Source organism: Streptococcus sp. FDAARGOS_192 (genome assembly GCF_002073815.2).
Classification (GTDB): Bacteria; Bacillota; Bacilli; order Lactobacillales; family Streptococcaceae; genus Streptococcus; species Streptococcus salivarius_H.
In genome coordinates this window covers 422,032-436,318 of sequence record NZ_CP020431.2, presented here as the reverse complement: position 1 = coordinate 436,318, position 14,287 = coordinate 422,032, and the positions used below count along the sequence as shown (strand labels likewise).

15 protein-coding genes are annotated in these 14,287 nt (G+C 41.1%); all 15 read right to left on the bottom strand.

What is annotated here, in order from left to right; all coding sequences use genetic code 11:
- Positions 1 to 21: 21 nt before the first annotated feature.
- The 15 genes from A6J31_RS03230 to A6J31_RS03160 all read right to left on the bottom strand — a co-directional run bounded on the left by A6J31_RS03230 (position 22) and on the right by A6J31_RS03160 (position 14,194).
- Entirely contained in the window at positions 22 to 756 is a 735-nt protein-coding gene (locus A6J31_RS03230; RefSeq protein WP_070575123.1) for a PHP domain-containing protein, read from the bottom strand.
- Positions 757 to 764: 8 nt separating this feature from the next.
- Positions 765 to 1,409 (bottom strand): TIGR01906 family membrane protein, encoded by a 645-nt coding sequence (locus A6J31_RS03225; RefSeq protein ID WP_070575029.1) that lies wholly within the window; start codon positions 1,407 to 1,409, stop codon positions 765 to 767.
- Complete coding sequence (locus A6J31_RS03220; RefSeq protein WP_070575028.1) at positions 1,399 to 2,172, bottom strand: TIGR01457 family HAD-type hydrolase; 774 nt, start codon at positions 2,170 to 2,172, stop codon at positions 1,399 to 1,401. Before A6J31_RS03220 ends, A6J31_RS03225 begins: the two co-directional genes overlap by 11 nt.
- Before the next feature lies 1 nt (position 2,173).
- The gene (locus A6J31_RS03215; protein ID WP_080610431.1) at positions 2,174 to 2,917 is read right to left on the bottom strand and encodes an acyl-ACP thioesterase domain-containing protein; all 744 of its coding nucleotides are present in this window, start codon (positions 2,915 to 2,917) and stop codon (positions 2,174 to 2,176) included.
- The gene (hemW, locus tag A6J31_RS03210) at positions 2,918 to 4,054 is read right to left on the bottom strand and encodes a radical SAM family heme chaperone HemW (RefSeq protein WP_080610430.1); all 1,137 of its coding nucleotides are present in this window, start codon (positions 4,052 to 4,054) and stop codon (positions 2,918 to 2,920) included.
- A 96-nt stretch (positions 4,055 to 4,150) separates the two neighbouring features.
- Entirely contained in the window at positions 4,151 to 4,891 is a 741-nt protein-coding gene (locus A6J31_RS03205; RefSeq protein WP_080610429.1) for a hypothetical protein, read from the bottom strand.
- A gap of 208 nt (positions 4,892 to 5,099) precedes the next feature.
- Entirely contained in the window at positions 5,100 to 6,215 is a 1,116-nt protein-coding gene (locus tag A6J31_RS03200) for a hypothetical protein (protein WP_037600546.1), read from the bottom strand.
- A gap of 64 nt (positions 6,216 to 6,279) precedes the next feature.
- Entirely contained in the window at positions 6,280 to 7,326 is a 1,047-nt protein-coding gene (gene rfbB, locus A6J31_RS03195; protein WP_080610428.1) for a dTDP-glucose 4,6-dehydratase, read from the bottom strand.
- 203 nt (positions 7,327 to 7,529) lie between these two features.
- The gene (locus A6J31_RS03190) at positions 7,530 to 8,123 is read right to left on the bottom strand and encodes a dTDP-4-dehydrorhamnose 3,5-epimerase family protein (RefSeq protein ID WP_013990761.1); all 594 of its coding nucleotides are present in this window, start codon (positions 8,121 to 8,123) and stop codon (positions 7,530 to 7,532) included.
- Positions 8,123 to 8,992 carry a glucose-1-phosphate thymidylyltransferase RfbA gene (gene rfbA / locus A6J31_RS03185; protein ID WP_002883992.1) on the bottom strand — a complete coding sequence of 290 codons (870 nt, stop codon included), beginning with the start codon at positions 8,990 to 8,992 and terminating at the stop codon, positions 8,123 to 8,125. The genes A6J31_RS03190 and rfbA overlap by 1 nt, the downstream gene beginning before the upstream one ends.
- Positions 8,993 to 9,205: 213 nt before the next feature.
- On the bottom strand, positions 9,206 to 10,552 hold the full coding sequence (locus A6J31_RS03180) for an acyl-CoA thioester hydrolase/BAAT C-terminal domain-containing protein (protein WP_080610427.1): 1,347 nt from the start codon (positions 10,550 to 10,552) through the stop codon (positions 9,206 to 9,208).
- Positions 10,553 to 10,736: 184 nt separating this feature from the next.
- Positions 10,737 to 11,825: an NAD(P)/FAD-dependent oxidoreductase gene (locus tag A6J31_RS03175; protein WP_080610426.1), complete on the bottom strand. Its 1,089-nt coding sequence runs from the start codon at positions 11,823 to 11,825 to the stop codon at positions 10,737 to 10,739.
- Positions 11,826 to 11,889: 64 nt separating this feature from the next.
- Positions 11,890 to 12,717 carry a ZIP family metal transporter gene (locus tag A6J31_RS03170; RefSeq protein ID WP_080610425.1) on the bottom strand — a complete coding sequence of 276 codons (828 nt, stop codon included), beginning with the start codon at positions 12,715 to 12,717 and terminating at the stop codon, positions 11,890 to 11,892.
- A 12-nt stretch (positions 12,718 to 12,729) separates the two neighbouring features.
- Positions 12,730 to 13,518, bottom strand: coding sequence for a Nif3-like dinuclear metal center hexameric protein (locus A6J31_RS03165; RefSeq protein WP_080610424.1), 789 nt, complete (start codon positions 13,516 to 13,518; stop codon positions 12,730 to 12,732).
- Complete coding sequence (locus tag A6J31_RS03160; RefSeq protein ID WP_080610423.1) at positions 13,508 to 14,194, bottom strand: tRNA (adenine(22)-N(1))-methyltransferase; 687 nt, start codon at positions 14,192 to 14,194, stop codon at positions 13,508 to 13,510. Before A6J31_RS03160 ends, A6J31_RS03165 begins: the two co-directional genes overlap by 11 nt.
- Positions 14,195 to 14,287 lie beyond the last annotated feature (93 nt).

Below are 14,287 nucleotides of genomic sequence, written 5' to 3'. Positions count from 1 at the left end.
CTTCAGTTGAAGCCATCTTCGCTATATAATCATATCTTCAGTAATATCAAATTCTCTCAAGAGCACCTGAATCTTATCAAAGTTCAGACGAAAATGCTCTAACTTATGCCCATCAGAGCCGATAGAATACTTGCAACATCCCAAATCCTTAACAAGGCCCAAGGCATAACGATAAAGATCTTCGTGATGATAGAGATACATACTCTTTGCATTCAGTTCAAAAGCCAAATCATTAGCAAGCATTTTCTGGAAAATGCGTTTGAGCTGCTCCTCATAGGCTTTTAACTCATCAACAGTCACGTCAAAAAGTCGGAAACCATAGTCAAAATGGGCCAGAACATCTGCGTCCACACGACCAATAGCGTACTCCAACTTGTCCAGATACTCTTGAATAATGCTAGCCTTGTCCATATCAGCCACCTCATCATCAAGATAATCATTGACGCCATTATGATGAACAGAAAGAAGCTTGAGATCATAGTCCTTCCCATCCAAAAAGGCCAAAATATCCTTTTCCCTAGGCTGATAATAACCAATCTCGATGCCACGTTTAATACGATTGCCATACTTGAGGTTAAGACTTTCGATTTCGTGACTATAAGCCTCGTACTCGGGCACATCGTCCTGTTTGGTATAAGGATTAGAGAGATCATAATGCTCAGTCGTTACTATCTCACCATCAAAATGTGTCAAATAATCAGTAAAATTCGCTTCCGAATCATAGGAATGATGGGTATGCAAATGGTTATCACGAATAGACATAACTACTCCTTATTTTTCAAATACATTGTAAGCTGCTTATGGGCCAACCAGGTCAAACTCACCATCAACCCCTCATAAATAATAAAGAAAATCACAAAACATTGAAGGAAATACTCTTCTGGTAAAACATTGATAATCGGATCCAAGATTGGATTAAAGAGCCAACTGCTATCTCCAGGAAAGAGGGCTTCATGAAAGAGCGTAAAAAACTCATCAAATCCGAGAAAAACTCCCACAACCCCAATAAGGACTGGCAAGATTACTAGACTCATATAAAGCCTACGATAAAGACCAAAGGTGCCCTTCTTCACATTTCGCCAGAGAGAAGTTGCTGCGGGATAAGCCAGTAGAATAACAAGCCCCTGTACCAAATGAAAGAGCCACTTCACATCATGAAAATGCTTTAGCCCACTCTCCGATGATGGAAAATCAGGCATGGCCAGATGACCAACCCAAGGAAAGGTCAGGTACTGCATGAGGACATTGAAATTATGCCAAAGCTCCGTCTTTCCGATAATGACATAATCCATAAGATGCATCCAATCAATATCAAAATAATAGAATCCCCATGCCAGATAAATCGTCACTAGGATAGACAGGGCCAGGAGCCAAATCGGAGTCAGTACAGCTTCAATCTTAGTTCGCATCAAAATCCCACTCCGATAGACTAGCAAGTACGTGGTCTGGTTTGACAGGTAGACCTGCAACCTCTTCCGCCTTGGTGAAGCCAGTTGTCACAAGTAGTGTTGGAAAGTCATTTTTAATGCCAGCTGTAATATCAGTCAAGTAATTGTCACCAACCACAATAGTTTGGCTACGTTCTGTCCCAAGGATTTCAAGAGCCTTATTCATGATAATAGCTTTAGGCTTACCAATAATGATTGGTTTCACACGGGTAGCCGCCTCAATAAGGGCCAAGAGGGAACCAGCACCTGGAAGAAGACCACGTTCTGTTGGGATATTCAAATCTGGGTTAGTTCCAATAAATATAGCCCCTTTGTGGATAGCAAGCGTTGCTTTTACCAACATTTCATAAGTGACTTCACGATCCAAGCCCACCACAACATAGGCAGGATTTTCCTCATCTACCGTATATCCCGCTTCCGCAATTGCAGATTTAAGCCCAGTCTCACCGATAACATAAACCGTCTTGCCACGATTCATATCGTTCATGTAGTCAACTGTCGCCAAAGTAGCTGTGTAAATGGTCTCAAGAGGCGTTTCCAACTCGCACTGATTACGCAAAAGTTCTTGGACCATTTCTGGTGTACGCATACTGTTATTCGTCACAAAAAGATAGGGAATCTGACGCTTCTGCAACTCCTTAACGAAGGCTTCTCCCTCAGGAATGCGGTCCTTCCCCTTGTAAATAGTTCCATCTAAATCAATCAAATAACCTTTATATGTCATCCTACTCGTCTCCTATTTCTTTCCATTGGATAATAGCCTGAGCATGAATATTGCCATCCACACAAATCTGGTGTTGACTGCTCAAACTTTCTTGGTCAAACTCGTAACCTGAATAAATTTCTGATCCATGATGAATTTCCTTAACATACTTGAGGTCAATATGGGCTGGTGTATACTTGGTCAAAAAGTCCAAATCGAAAACATCCAACATCCACTCCAAGTACTTGCTATTATTAACGTGACCATTCATGTCTAGGTCAAAATAACGCACACGATAAAGCGTCTCAATTGGATTTTCCAAAGCCTTATAGCGAGGCCCTCGAATCAACTTTTTAATCTTATCAGCCCCATAAGGTGCTACCACCTCATCTGGCACTTCGGCTACCTTACGCGTTTCATAATCCATAAGGGCAAAGGTAGTCTTAAAGAGCATGATTTGTTGACCAGTCTCATCCGTGATGTAAAAATTACGGTAACAAAAAATCTTATTATAGGAAACGGCTTCCGTTGTAATGGTCACCTTTTCATTGTAACGAGGCAAACGGTCAATCTCAATCGCATAGTCTGTCACAATCCAAACTAGACCATATTTATCAAAAACTTCCTTATCCGTATTACCCAGAGACTCTGACTGCATACCAGATACTTGCAATGAAAAAGCCAGTAAGTGTGGTAATTTTACCTGATGCATGATATCCGTCTCATAAAACGGAATCTGATAAGGAATACTAAATTTTAATCCCATTTAATCCTCCAAGATAAATTGCTCAGCGACACTATCTCCCAGAAAGAGTCCTCGTTTGGTCATACGAACCACCTCAGAATCCTTAACCAAGAGCCCATCTTCCTGTAGTTTTTTCACGATATCCCCATAAGTATCGGCGAATGATAAGCCAAACTTCTCTTCAAAACGTTTAATAGACACACCTGATTTTTTACGCAAACCAAGGAAGAACTCCTCCTCCATCATCTCCGACTTAGTCAGATGCTCCTCGTGAAGTCTAGCATGACCATCCTCAACTATAGCCTTTAGATAATGCTGGATAGGCCCTCTATTGCGATAACGAACACCATTGACATAACCAGAGGCTCCAGCACCCACACCATAATACTCATCATTATTCCAATACATGAGATTATGTCGACTCTGCATCCCAGGTTTGGTAAAGTTTGAAATCTCGTAGTGCTCAAAACCATTGTTTTCCAATTCTTGGATAATATAGTCAAACATCTCTGCTTCCAAGTCTTCAGTTGGCAGATTGAGCTTACCCCGACGCATCTTATTCATAAAGACCGTGTGATGCTCCAATATCAAACTATAGAGACTTAGGTGGGGAATATCCAGTTCCAGTGCCTTTCTCACATTTTCCTTGACCTGATCCATGGTTTGACCAGGAAGGGCATAAATTAAGTCAATGGAAATATTATGAAAACCAGCAGCCTTCAAGCTATCAATACTTTCATAAATCTGTGCTTGATTGTGACTACGGCCAATTTGACGCAAGTGCTTATCATCAAAAGTCTGAACCCCTAAAGAGACGCGATTAACAGCAGATTTTTTGAGCACTTCAATCTTATCAACCGTCAAATCACCAGGATTAGCCTCAATAGTAAACTCCTCCAACTTAGACAAATCCAAGTTCTTCTGAAGATTGCTTAAAAGGTAGTCCAATTGCTCCGCAGAAATAGCTGTCGGTGTCCCACCACCAATATAAAGGGTGCGAAGCTCCTTGATATCTAAAAGCTCCCACTCACGAATCAAAGCCCGTAGGTAGTCATCAACGGGCTGATTTTTAATAAAGACCTTAGAAAAGTCACAATAATAACAAATTTGTGTGCAAAATGGAATGTGCACATAGGCTGACGTTGGTTTTGTTTGCATGTAACTATTCTACCATTTTTTAAGCAGAAATGAGACCTTGAAAAATAAGAGTTTAAAGCCAAAAAAGAAGCCATCTCTCCAGATCGCTTCTTTACTTTATTTTGTTAATGAGAATGGGAAAGCATTATAGTTGCTATAATCAAAGGTTGGTCCCAAGTCAGAGATGAATTGAACTGGCGTGTAAGTCCCATTTTCAAGAATAAAGCCAGGCTTAGCTTGGAAACCAGCTCCCCCTAGTCCTGTAATACCAGGAAGCAAGGTAGAAAAATCGCCACCCTCCCAAACATAGAGATTTCCAGAAATTTGAACAGCTTTTGCAGTTGTAGAGCTTTGACGATAGGGTTCGTAATCGACATTGAAATTTGCCTTCGAAGTGATGTTGCCATCAGCATCAACTGTAAAACTAATGTCTGTTGCTTGAGGACTTGTACCAGTCCAAGTTCCAACCAAAGCTGCTGGGACAGGAGCGTCACTTTGGGTATCAGCTGTTGCTTGACTAGACTTGTTTGACTCAGAAGCAGCACTGCTATTTGTCCCTGCTTGAGCATCATTTCCAGCTGAGGCTTGATTTTTTGAAGAGCTAGCTTCAGGAGAACTCTCTTCTTCTTGACCTTGAGAATCCTTTGAAGATGAAGCTTCTGTCTTAGCCTTTTTAGCAGACTTCTTCTCAGATGTTTTTGTTTTAGCAGATGACTTCACTACTTTAGAAGTTGAAGTTGTAGATGATGCTGCAGTGTCTTTTTCTGACTTAGAGCCACATCCTACAAGTGCTGTAGAGACAGCTACAGACAACAAAACAAGGGAACAAACACGAATAACTTTTCTTTTCATTTTCATAAACCTCTTTTCTATATGTCTATTATATCTATTTTGTTACAAAAATCAAGCATTTTATGTAATTTTTGTAACATTTATGTAATTTATTGTATCGCTGTCATAAGTTAATGTCGTATTTACAAGTAAAAAAAGTCCATCACTCCTAGAGGAATGATAGACTTTGGGATATGATCTAAGCACTTCTTATCTGCTAGAGGTATCCTAATTACTATTTGTCTTCTCTTTCAATATAACCCCCTATGGAGAGAATGTTGAAGCTATCCTCCAAGATAATAATGCGCTTACCACCATCTACAACGATATAATAGTATGACTTTCTCGCATCGTGGTAGATGTCATTAACACTCTTAGCCTGATAACCATGTGACTTAAGAGACTTCTGTATTTTAGCAAACTCTTTTTGCACCTTATCATTATCTGCGCTGCCTGATTGATCCGCCAGATATTCTTTTAAAGGCTTAGCAATTAAGATATCTAAAGGCTTAACATTTAAGATATCTATATCATCAGAATCTGTAGTCATAACACCATTTTCAGAGATAGTCAATTCTCCTTCTGATTCATTTTCATCATCATATGTCTTCCATTTTCCAACAAAGGCTTTTGGAACCTCTGCCTTATGAAAAAGACATTTCTTTTTTAAATCTTTGGTACTTCTTGATCCGTAGTAGAGGTCTGATAAGAATAAATCTAGAACTAAGTTTGTCCCATCTTTCTGAATCAGATTATAGTATCCAAACCATTCCCATTTCGTCTTAACCAGTATTATCTCTTTGGTCTGTAATTGATATTTCTTGTCAAAATCAGCAATCGTTTTTAGTTTTGAATTACTGACATCTTCTAAACGTGCTTCAAACTCCTGTCTAACTTTATTACCAATAGAGATTTCTTTGATTTCTTCTTCCCTATAGCCTGCAACAAGTTTTGACTTCTTCCCACTTAAATCATAAACCAAACCAACATTATCATTAGTTACCCACAAACCTCCCAAGTTTGTTCCTTTGGAAGAAAACAAAAAGAGTCCAAGACTTGTTGCTACAACAAGAAATAAAGCAATCCCAAGACCAATAAAAGTCTTCTTGCCAAACTTTTTCTTCTTAACAAAGACCATTTGTTGTGAATAAGCTGGGTTGACCATTTGACCAGTCATTTGATTCGGTAAAGGTCTGACTCCTTCAGTCACAGACTTTCCACTGTTGGAAAAAGTAGCTTGTTTTCCTTCCATAACAAATTCACCATTTAGAAGGGCCTGCTGACACTCCTGAATAGTGGGCTTACGATTATTAATCGCTTCAAAATATTCAATCCATTCTTTTCTATTCATCATCTCTCCTAATATTTCTTAATAGAAAAATCTATCACTAGCTTGGAAGTGATAGATTTCCCAATTATTTAAGCACTTCTTGTGTCTTAGCGTAGTTAGCTTCAACAGCTTCTTTTTCGGATTTCCACCAGTCTTGGTGATCTGTGTACCACTTGATTGTTTCTTCCAAACCTGATTCGAAGTTTGTGAATTGTGGTTCCCAACCAAGTTCTTCACGCAATTTTGTTGAATCAATAGCGTAACGCAAATCGTGACCAGCACGGTCTGTAACACGGTCGTATGCGTCTTTTGGTTGACCCATTTTTTCAAGGATAAGCTCAAGCACTTCCTTGTTATTCTTTTCACCATCAGCACCAATCAAGTAAGTTTCACCGATACGACCTTTAGTGAGGATAGCCCAAACACCAGTTGAATGGTCGTTAGTGTGAATCCAGTCACGGACGTTTTTACCTTCACCATAAAGTTTTGGTTTAATCCCTGACAAGATATTGGTGATTTGACGTGGGATGAATTTTTCGATGTGTTGGTATGGTCCATAGTTGTTTGAGCAGTTTGAAATAGTTGCCTTAACACCAAATGAACGCACCCATGCTTTAACGATAAGGTCTGAAGCAGCCTTAGTTGATGAATAAGGTGATGATGGGTTGTATTTGGTTTCTGCTGTGAATTTTTCACCAGGACCTTCACCATGTCCAGGGAGATCTTCACGCAATGGAAGGTCACCATACACTTCGTCTGTTGACACGTGGTGGAAACGAATATCATATTTACGAGCAGCTTCCAAAAGTGTGTATGTACCAATAAAGTTTGTGTGGATAAATGGTGATGGGTCGTTCAATGAATTATCATTGTGACTTTCAGCCGCGTAGTGAACGATAGCATCAGCCTTAGCAGCCAATTTATCAACCAATTCAGCGTCAGCAATATCACCAACAACCAATTCAACACGGTCACCAAGGATTTCTTCAATGTTAGCACGGTTACCAGCGTAAGTGAGTTTGTCAAGGACAGTCACATGCACGTCTGGATGATTGTTGTAGACATAGTGTACGAAGTTTGAACCGATGAAACCTGCGCCACCAGTTACGATGATATTTTTATATTCAGTCATTTTTTCTCCCAAAAATATTTTTTTCTTAATCGTTCCTTTGGCTAGTGAGGGACGCCAGCAACCCTTCGGTTTCATGGCTAAATCCGGAGCCAAAGTCTCCGGATTTCCCTACAAGATTCCCTAAGGGAATCTTGTTTCCACTAGCGCAGGAACGATCCTACCAGGCTCCTTGCAGTCGCAAAAATGCTGTGCAAGCTATATTCTTACAAATCCTCTGGTTTGAGGGGGTTAACGTCTTTGAGCAATGGGTGATTTTTATCTGCTTCTGAGACTTCTGCTTCTTCCAAGTTTTCCCACTTGATATCAAGGCTTGGGTCAGCGTAGTTGACAAAGGCGTATTTAGGTTTAAGTTCAAGTGCCCAGTAATCGTTTACGAGGTAGCTGTATGATACTTTGTCAGACAAAACTTGGAAACCATTGGCAACACCACGAGGAACAAAGATTCCTTTTGAGGCATCAATCACTGTTTGGTAGGTATTTCCAAACGTTTCGCCTTCACGAAGGTCAACCCATGTTCCAAGAACCTTTCCTTCATCTGCTACTGAGATGTATTTATCCCAAGGCTCAGCATGCAAGCCACGCAAAACATTTTTACGTGAGAAAGAAACGTTATTTTGCAATTTTCCTTCTGCAAAGAATGATTCTGGAAAACCAAGTGGCAACATCTTTTCCTTTTGGAAGTTTTCCTTGAACCATCCACGGTTATCTCCATGAACAGGAATATCAAATTCAAGCAGACCTGGAATAGCATCAATCTTGCGGGCAGCTAGTTCTTTACCAAAAAATTGTTCAGTCATTATGCTTCTCCAATCAAACGGAGCAAATATTGTCCGTATTCGTTTTTCTTAAGTGGTTGTGCCAACTCAAGAACCTGTTCTTTAGTGATATAACCCATGCGATAGGCAATCTCTTCAAGGTTAGCTACTTGGACATTTTGCAAACGTTGAACTGTCTCGATGTACTGAGCAGCTTGCAATAGACTTTCATGAGTGCCTGTATCCAACCAAGCAAAGCCACGTCCCATAAGCTCAACAGAGAGGTCACCACGTTCTAGGTAAGCCTTGTTAACATCCGTGATTTCAAGTTCGCCACGAGGGCTTGGCTTGATATTTTTGGCAATTTCCACAACATCATTGTCATAGAAATAAAGACCAGTTACAGCAAAGTTTGATTTTGGATGCTCAGGTTTTTCCTCAATTGAGATGGCATTCATATTGTCGTCAAACTCAACAACTCCAAAACGTTCTGGGTCCTTAACTTGATAACCAAAGACTGTAGCGCCTTTTTCCTTAGCTTCAGCACGTTGAAGCATGGCAGAAAGACCATTGCCATGGAAAATGTTGTCCCCGAGGACAAGGGCAACACTATCGTCACCAATGAAGTCTTCACCAATGATAAAGGCTTGAGCCAAGCCATCTGGACTTGGTTGTACTGCGTAAGAAAGGGAAATACCGAACTCAGAACCATCACCAAGGAGCTCTTCAAAACGTGGAAGGTCCTGTGGTGTTGAGATGATGAGGATTTCCTTAATACCAGCCAACATAAGCGTTGAAAGTGGATAGTAAATCATTGGTTTATCGTAAATCGGCATCAGTTGTTTTGATGCAGCACGTGTCAATGGATACAAACGCGTCCCTGAACCGCCTGCAAGAATAATACCTTTCATAAGAAGGCTCCTTTTTTCTCTAATATATTACCTATATTTTAGCATTTTTCAGCCCTCTTGTCACGGTAAACCCTATGTTCTTAAGCTTTCATTAAGAAAATCACAAGTTTCCATTTTCTTAATCCAATGAAAAAAGGATTTCGCTTGAAACCCTTTTAGATTGAAGATAACCTCTTGTAGCACTTTCCTTAGAAAGCGTAATCATCATCTTCTTCAGTGCCTTTGTGCACTCATCCAGTCAAAGATACTGTTATAAGTTTGTCCATTGACACTGGCACGAGAGCCTCCTCCATTAGTTGGATCAGTGGCTACCATACCACTATAACCATCCCAATTTTTCGTATTTTCAGGATGCTGAACGCCAATCACCTGGTCATGGAAGAAGTAAATCCAAGCCCAATGCCCATCATACTCTGTACCAGGAAGATCAGTCCCAGTCGCTGTTTCAAAGTATGAGAACCACTTGTTAGTAGCTCCAGAGGTAATCAAGCTCTTATATAAAGGCAAGACACTATTTTCTGGTTGTACTGTTGTATCTGATTTCGTGTGAATCAACCACATAGGCTGGTTCTTCAGTTTATCAATCCCAGATTGATCAACAGTTAAGGGCGCTGCAATTGGAACGAGAGCTGCAAAATAATCTGGATAGGTTGCTCCCATGGTCAAAACCATACCACCACCATTTGAAACTCCCGCAAGATAGATTCGTCCCTTATCTACCTCAGGGTGATTAGCTAGGTAGGTATCAATGGTCTCTTTGAGTTGTGCTGCATTATCTGACCCCCAAGGTGTCTGTGTTTGAACAGCTAGAACATTAACCCCACGCGCCTGATCACCAGTTGTTAAGAAATGACCTTGAATCTCAGGCTGGGTAAGGGCATAGACGTCATTTGAAAGAAGCGGAATATTCATGTCTGTCCCTCTTTCACCAATGCCGTGTAGCCAGACAATCAATGGTTTGGTGCTATTCCCCGTACCAGTCTGGGCACTATAAGCCGCATACTGCATGTTACCTACCTGTCCTCGCTCGCCGAAAACCTCCGTCGTTGGCATCAAACGATTGTTGATGGCATCTTGCTCAGATGAAACCATCTGCGACTGACTACTACCTTCTGCCACTACTGACAAATCTTTCATCGACACCATATAACTTTCCAGCCATTGATTGGTCCAAGTAGTAAGGTTAAAATACATAGGTTCAGCATTCCCACCCATGTTGTAGCGGTTATAAGACGGTAGGCTCAATTCAAGCGTCACGTACTTGCTATTGTCATAATAGACCACGTGCCCCTGATCATCAGACACATAAGAGTTCGTTACCTGACGACTGACTCCTGCTGTTGTAACCTGAGTTGAGCTGTGGACAACCTCTGGCGTGACCTTCTGATTAAATTCAAAAATAACTTTGGTTACAGCCGGTCCAAACTCATAACTTTCTAGAACAATACTTGTCTTTGTTACAGCCAAGTCTTCTGCTGCCCCTGCTTTGACAGACAGGCCTAAATTTATGGCTAGCAAAGTAACAATGACTGTCACATATACTTTAACTTTTTGGAACATAGTCCCTCCCCTTTTTTATTAGTATTCACCTACAATCGATGAACAGTTACTATTTTATCATTTTCTAATTAAATAAGAAATAGATATAAAGTACTCTAATAAAAAGAATCAGCTAGTATCCCTCAATAAGGAGAAATAGCTAACTGATTCATAAATTTCAATATATTGGAGGGCTTTAATACTATTAGTCTTTTTTCTTAACGTACTGAGCCACTGGATAATCTGCACTGTCCAAGCTGCCAGGTCGATTCATGGCCAAATCAACCAGATTCTTTCCAATCAGTGGCCCTGTCGTAAGCCCTGAAGATCCTAAACCAGAGGCGACAAAGACACCCTCAAGTTCTGGAACTTCTCCAAAGAAAGGTGAGAAATCACTCGTGTAGGCTCTAGTTCCCACACGTTCTGAGAAGGACTTGGCAGTACTTAAGTCAGGGAAATAGGTCTTAGCCTCTTCCTCCAGACTTGCAAGTACAGTTCCATCAACTGTCAAATCAAAGCCTTGGTCATTTTCATGGCTGGCCCCTACCGAAATCTTTCCACCAGCAAAAGGAATGACATCCAATTCGCCCTCTGGCATCAGAACAGGTAATCTACCAGTATCCATGCCCTCAAAGAAATAGTCACGCAATTGCCCCTTTTGGGGGCGAACGTCTACTTCGAAACCAAGAGGTTCGAGTGTTTGACCTAGCCAGGCACCACAAGAAAGAATAACCTTATCAAAAGTTTGACCATTAATCTCGTAAGTGCCATTATCAAGAGGAGATAGTGTGACTAGACCCTCTACCTTTTCAAAACCTGAGGCCTCAATCAAAGTCGCTGTCAATTCTGCTCCCTCCACTCTGGCACCTCCAGAAGCATAGAGATAACGGTCAAATCCAGTAAATTCCGGGAGGTCGGCAGCATTTTTTATAGAGAGTTCACCAATAATGGGTGATTCTTCTAGCCTAGTTTCTGCATGCTGATACAAACCTCCCAACTTATTATCATCTTTCTTGAGAAGGGCTACACCAGACTGATCATAGAAGATCGTGTCATAACCATCATTTTCAAGATCTGAAACTAAATCTTGGTAAAAATCGGCTCCCAAACGGGCCATTCGATACCAGGCCTTATTACGACGCTTAGAAAACCAGGGACTGATAATCCCTGCTGCTGCCTTGGTTGCTTGCCCAAGACCATGATCAAATACTGTAACCTCTACGTCTTTTTCTTTTGATAAGTAGTAGGCAGCCGTTGAGCCGACGATACCTGCACCAACAATTGCAATTTTCATTTTTTACTCCATCTATTTGAAAAGAGCTGAGTCCTATATCAATAGGCACAGCTCTCTAGTATTTTTAACCTAAGGCCACGTCCATGACCATCATAACAACAAAGCCAACCATGAGCCCTAAGGTGGCGACGTCAGTATTACCATTGGTTTGTGATTCAGGAATCAATTCCTCCGTTACCACAAAGATCATGGCACCAGCCGCAAAAGCCAAAGCATAAGGAATAATCACCATCATCCACAAGACTAGAGCAGCTCCCATAACAGCTCCTGTAGGCTCCACGATAGCTGACATCGAGCCCCAATAAAAGGCCTTGATACGAGATTTTCCATCTGCTCGAATAGGAATAGAGAGGGCTGCACCTTCAGGGACATTCTGCAAACCAATACCTATAGCTAGACCAATAGCTCCCATAAGACCAGCAAGTGTCATATTCCCACCAGCTAGGGCACCAAAGGTAACACCAACTGCTAATCCCTCTGGAAAATTATGAATCGTGATAGCCAAAAAGAGCAGGGCAGTCTTGGACAACTTTTTCTTACGAGGTTGAATACCTTCTGCTTTTGAGATATCATTTCCCAAATGCAAATGGGGAACGACGGCATCAATCAAACGAAGGGCCACACCACCAAGCAAGAAACCAGCTGCCGCAGGGAACCAGGACCATTTCCCATAGCCATTTTGAGTTGCATATGTTAAAGAGGGATCCAAAAGTGACCAAAAAGAGGCCGCAATCATGACTCCAGCCGCAAACCCCATCATGATATCTAATAATTTACGACTAATATTCTTGAAGAAGAAAACAATGGCCGAGCCGACAATGGTACAGCCCCAAGTAAAAAGACCTGCAAGTAAGGCCAAAAAGACCACATTTTGATGTAAAAGCCAAGTCAAAGACACATCCTCCTACAAATGGTCAAAAGGATTGGTTGAGGACTGACTTTCAAGTATGGTCACATTCCAATCATGCTCACGTTTCCAAGCCTCAAGTTTCTCAGCAATCTTTGAGATAAAGAGGGCTTCAATATGGTGCCCAGGATCAATTGCCAAAAGACCGTTAGTAATCATTTCCTGACCAGTATGGTAGTAAACATCACCAGTGATAAAGACTTGTGCACCCTTTTTCAAAGCATCCTTGGAAAATCCTTGACCACTACCCCCACAAATAGCCACACGGCTAACAAGAGGATTATCATGGTCATAACGAACCAAGCGAACACTGTCCAAGCCAAAAACTGCTTTTACTTTGAGAGCAAGTTCTTCAATGGTCTGTGGCGCGATATCACCCACTCGACCGATTCCATGATTTTCAGAAGTCTGCGTTAAATATGTGGTGTCTTTAATGTCAAGTAAGTCACAGAACCAATCATTAAGGCCATCATTAACAACATCAATATTAGTATGACTCACATAGACCGCAATATCATGCTTAACCAGGTCAAGTAAAATATCTCGGTCAGGCGAAGACACCAAATCCTTAACTGGACGAAAAATTGGAGCATGTTTAGCAATAATGAGGTCCACATTTTTTTCAATGGCTTCGGCTACCGTATTCTCACGAACATCCAAGGTAACCATGACCTTCTGAATCTCTTTGTCCAGACTACCAATCTGCAAGCCAACCACATCACCTTCCATAGAAAGCTCCTGTGGACAAAATTCTTCATAAGTCTTAATAAGTTCACTAGCTAACATGATTCAAAACCCCCTTAATGGTTTGAATTTTATCTTCAATAGCTGTACGATCAGCCTGATTGGCCAGTGGAATGGATCCTAAAGCAATCTCTAATTTATTGATTTCACGTTGCCATTTGAGCTGGAAAACCTGAGATTGGTCTTTCATGAGATGAGGACCAAAACGCACTTCCTTGTCCGAAAGGCTCATGTGGCCAGCTTCTGCCACCATGATTTCGTAATATTTGCCATTTTCAGTCATGATGGATTCGGCAATAATCTCAAAACCATTTTCCATCAACCAAATACGGAGATCATCTTCACGATTATTTGGTTGTAAAATCAGACGGTCTACGCCTGTTAGTTTGTCCTTTCCAGCATCTAGGATATCCGCAATAAGACGTCCTCCCATGCCACAAATCGTGATAGTTGTTACCTCATCAGCAGGTTCGAAGGCAGCCAAGCCATTAGCCAAGCGCACATCTATTTTATCTTGGAAACCAGAAGCTGAGACATTAGCAAGAGCAGATTCATAAGGGCCTTTTACCACTTCACCAGCAATAGCTGAAGTAATCAAACCTTTTTCAAGTAAATAAATCGGAAGATAGGCATGATCACTGCCTACATCCAAGAGTTTTGCGCCTTTCGGAACGTAGGTTGCTACGTCCTTGAGGCGTTGAGATAATTGTACGTACATGTTTCATCTTTCTATTTTTTTAAGTCTCTTCAATTATATCAAAAAAGGAGGTTGGTAAGAAATGGTTTTAACACATTTCCTAACAACTTCCTT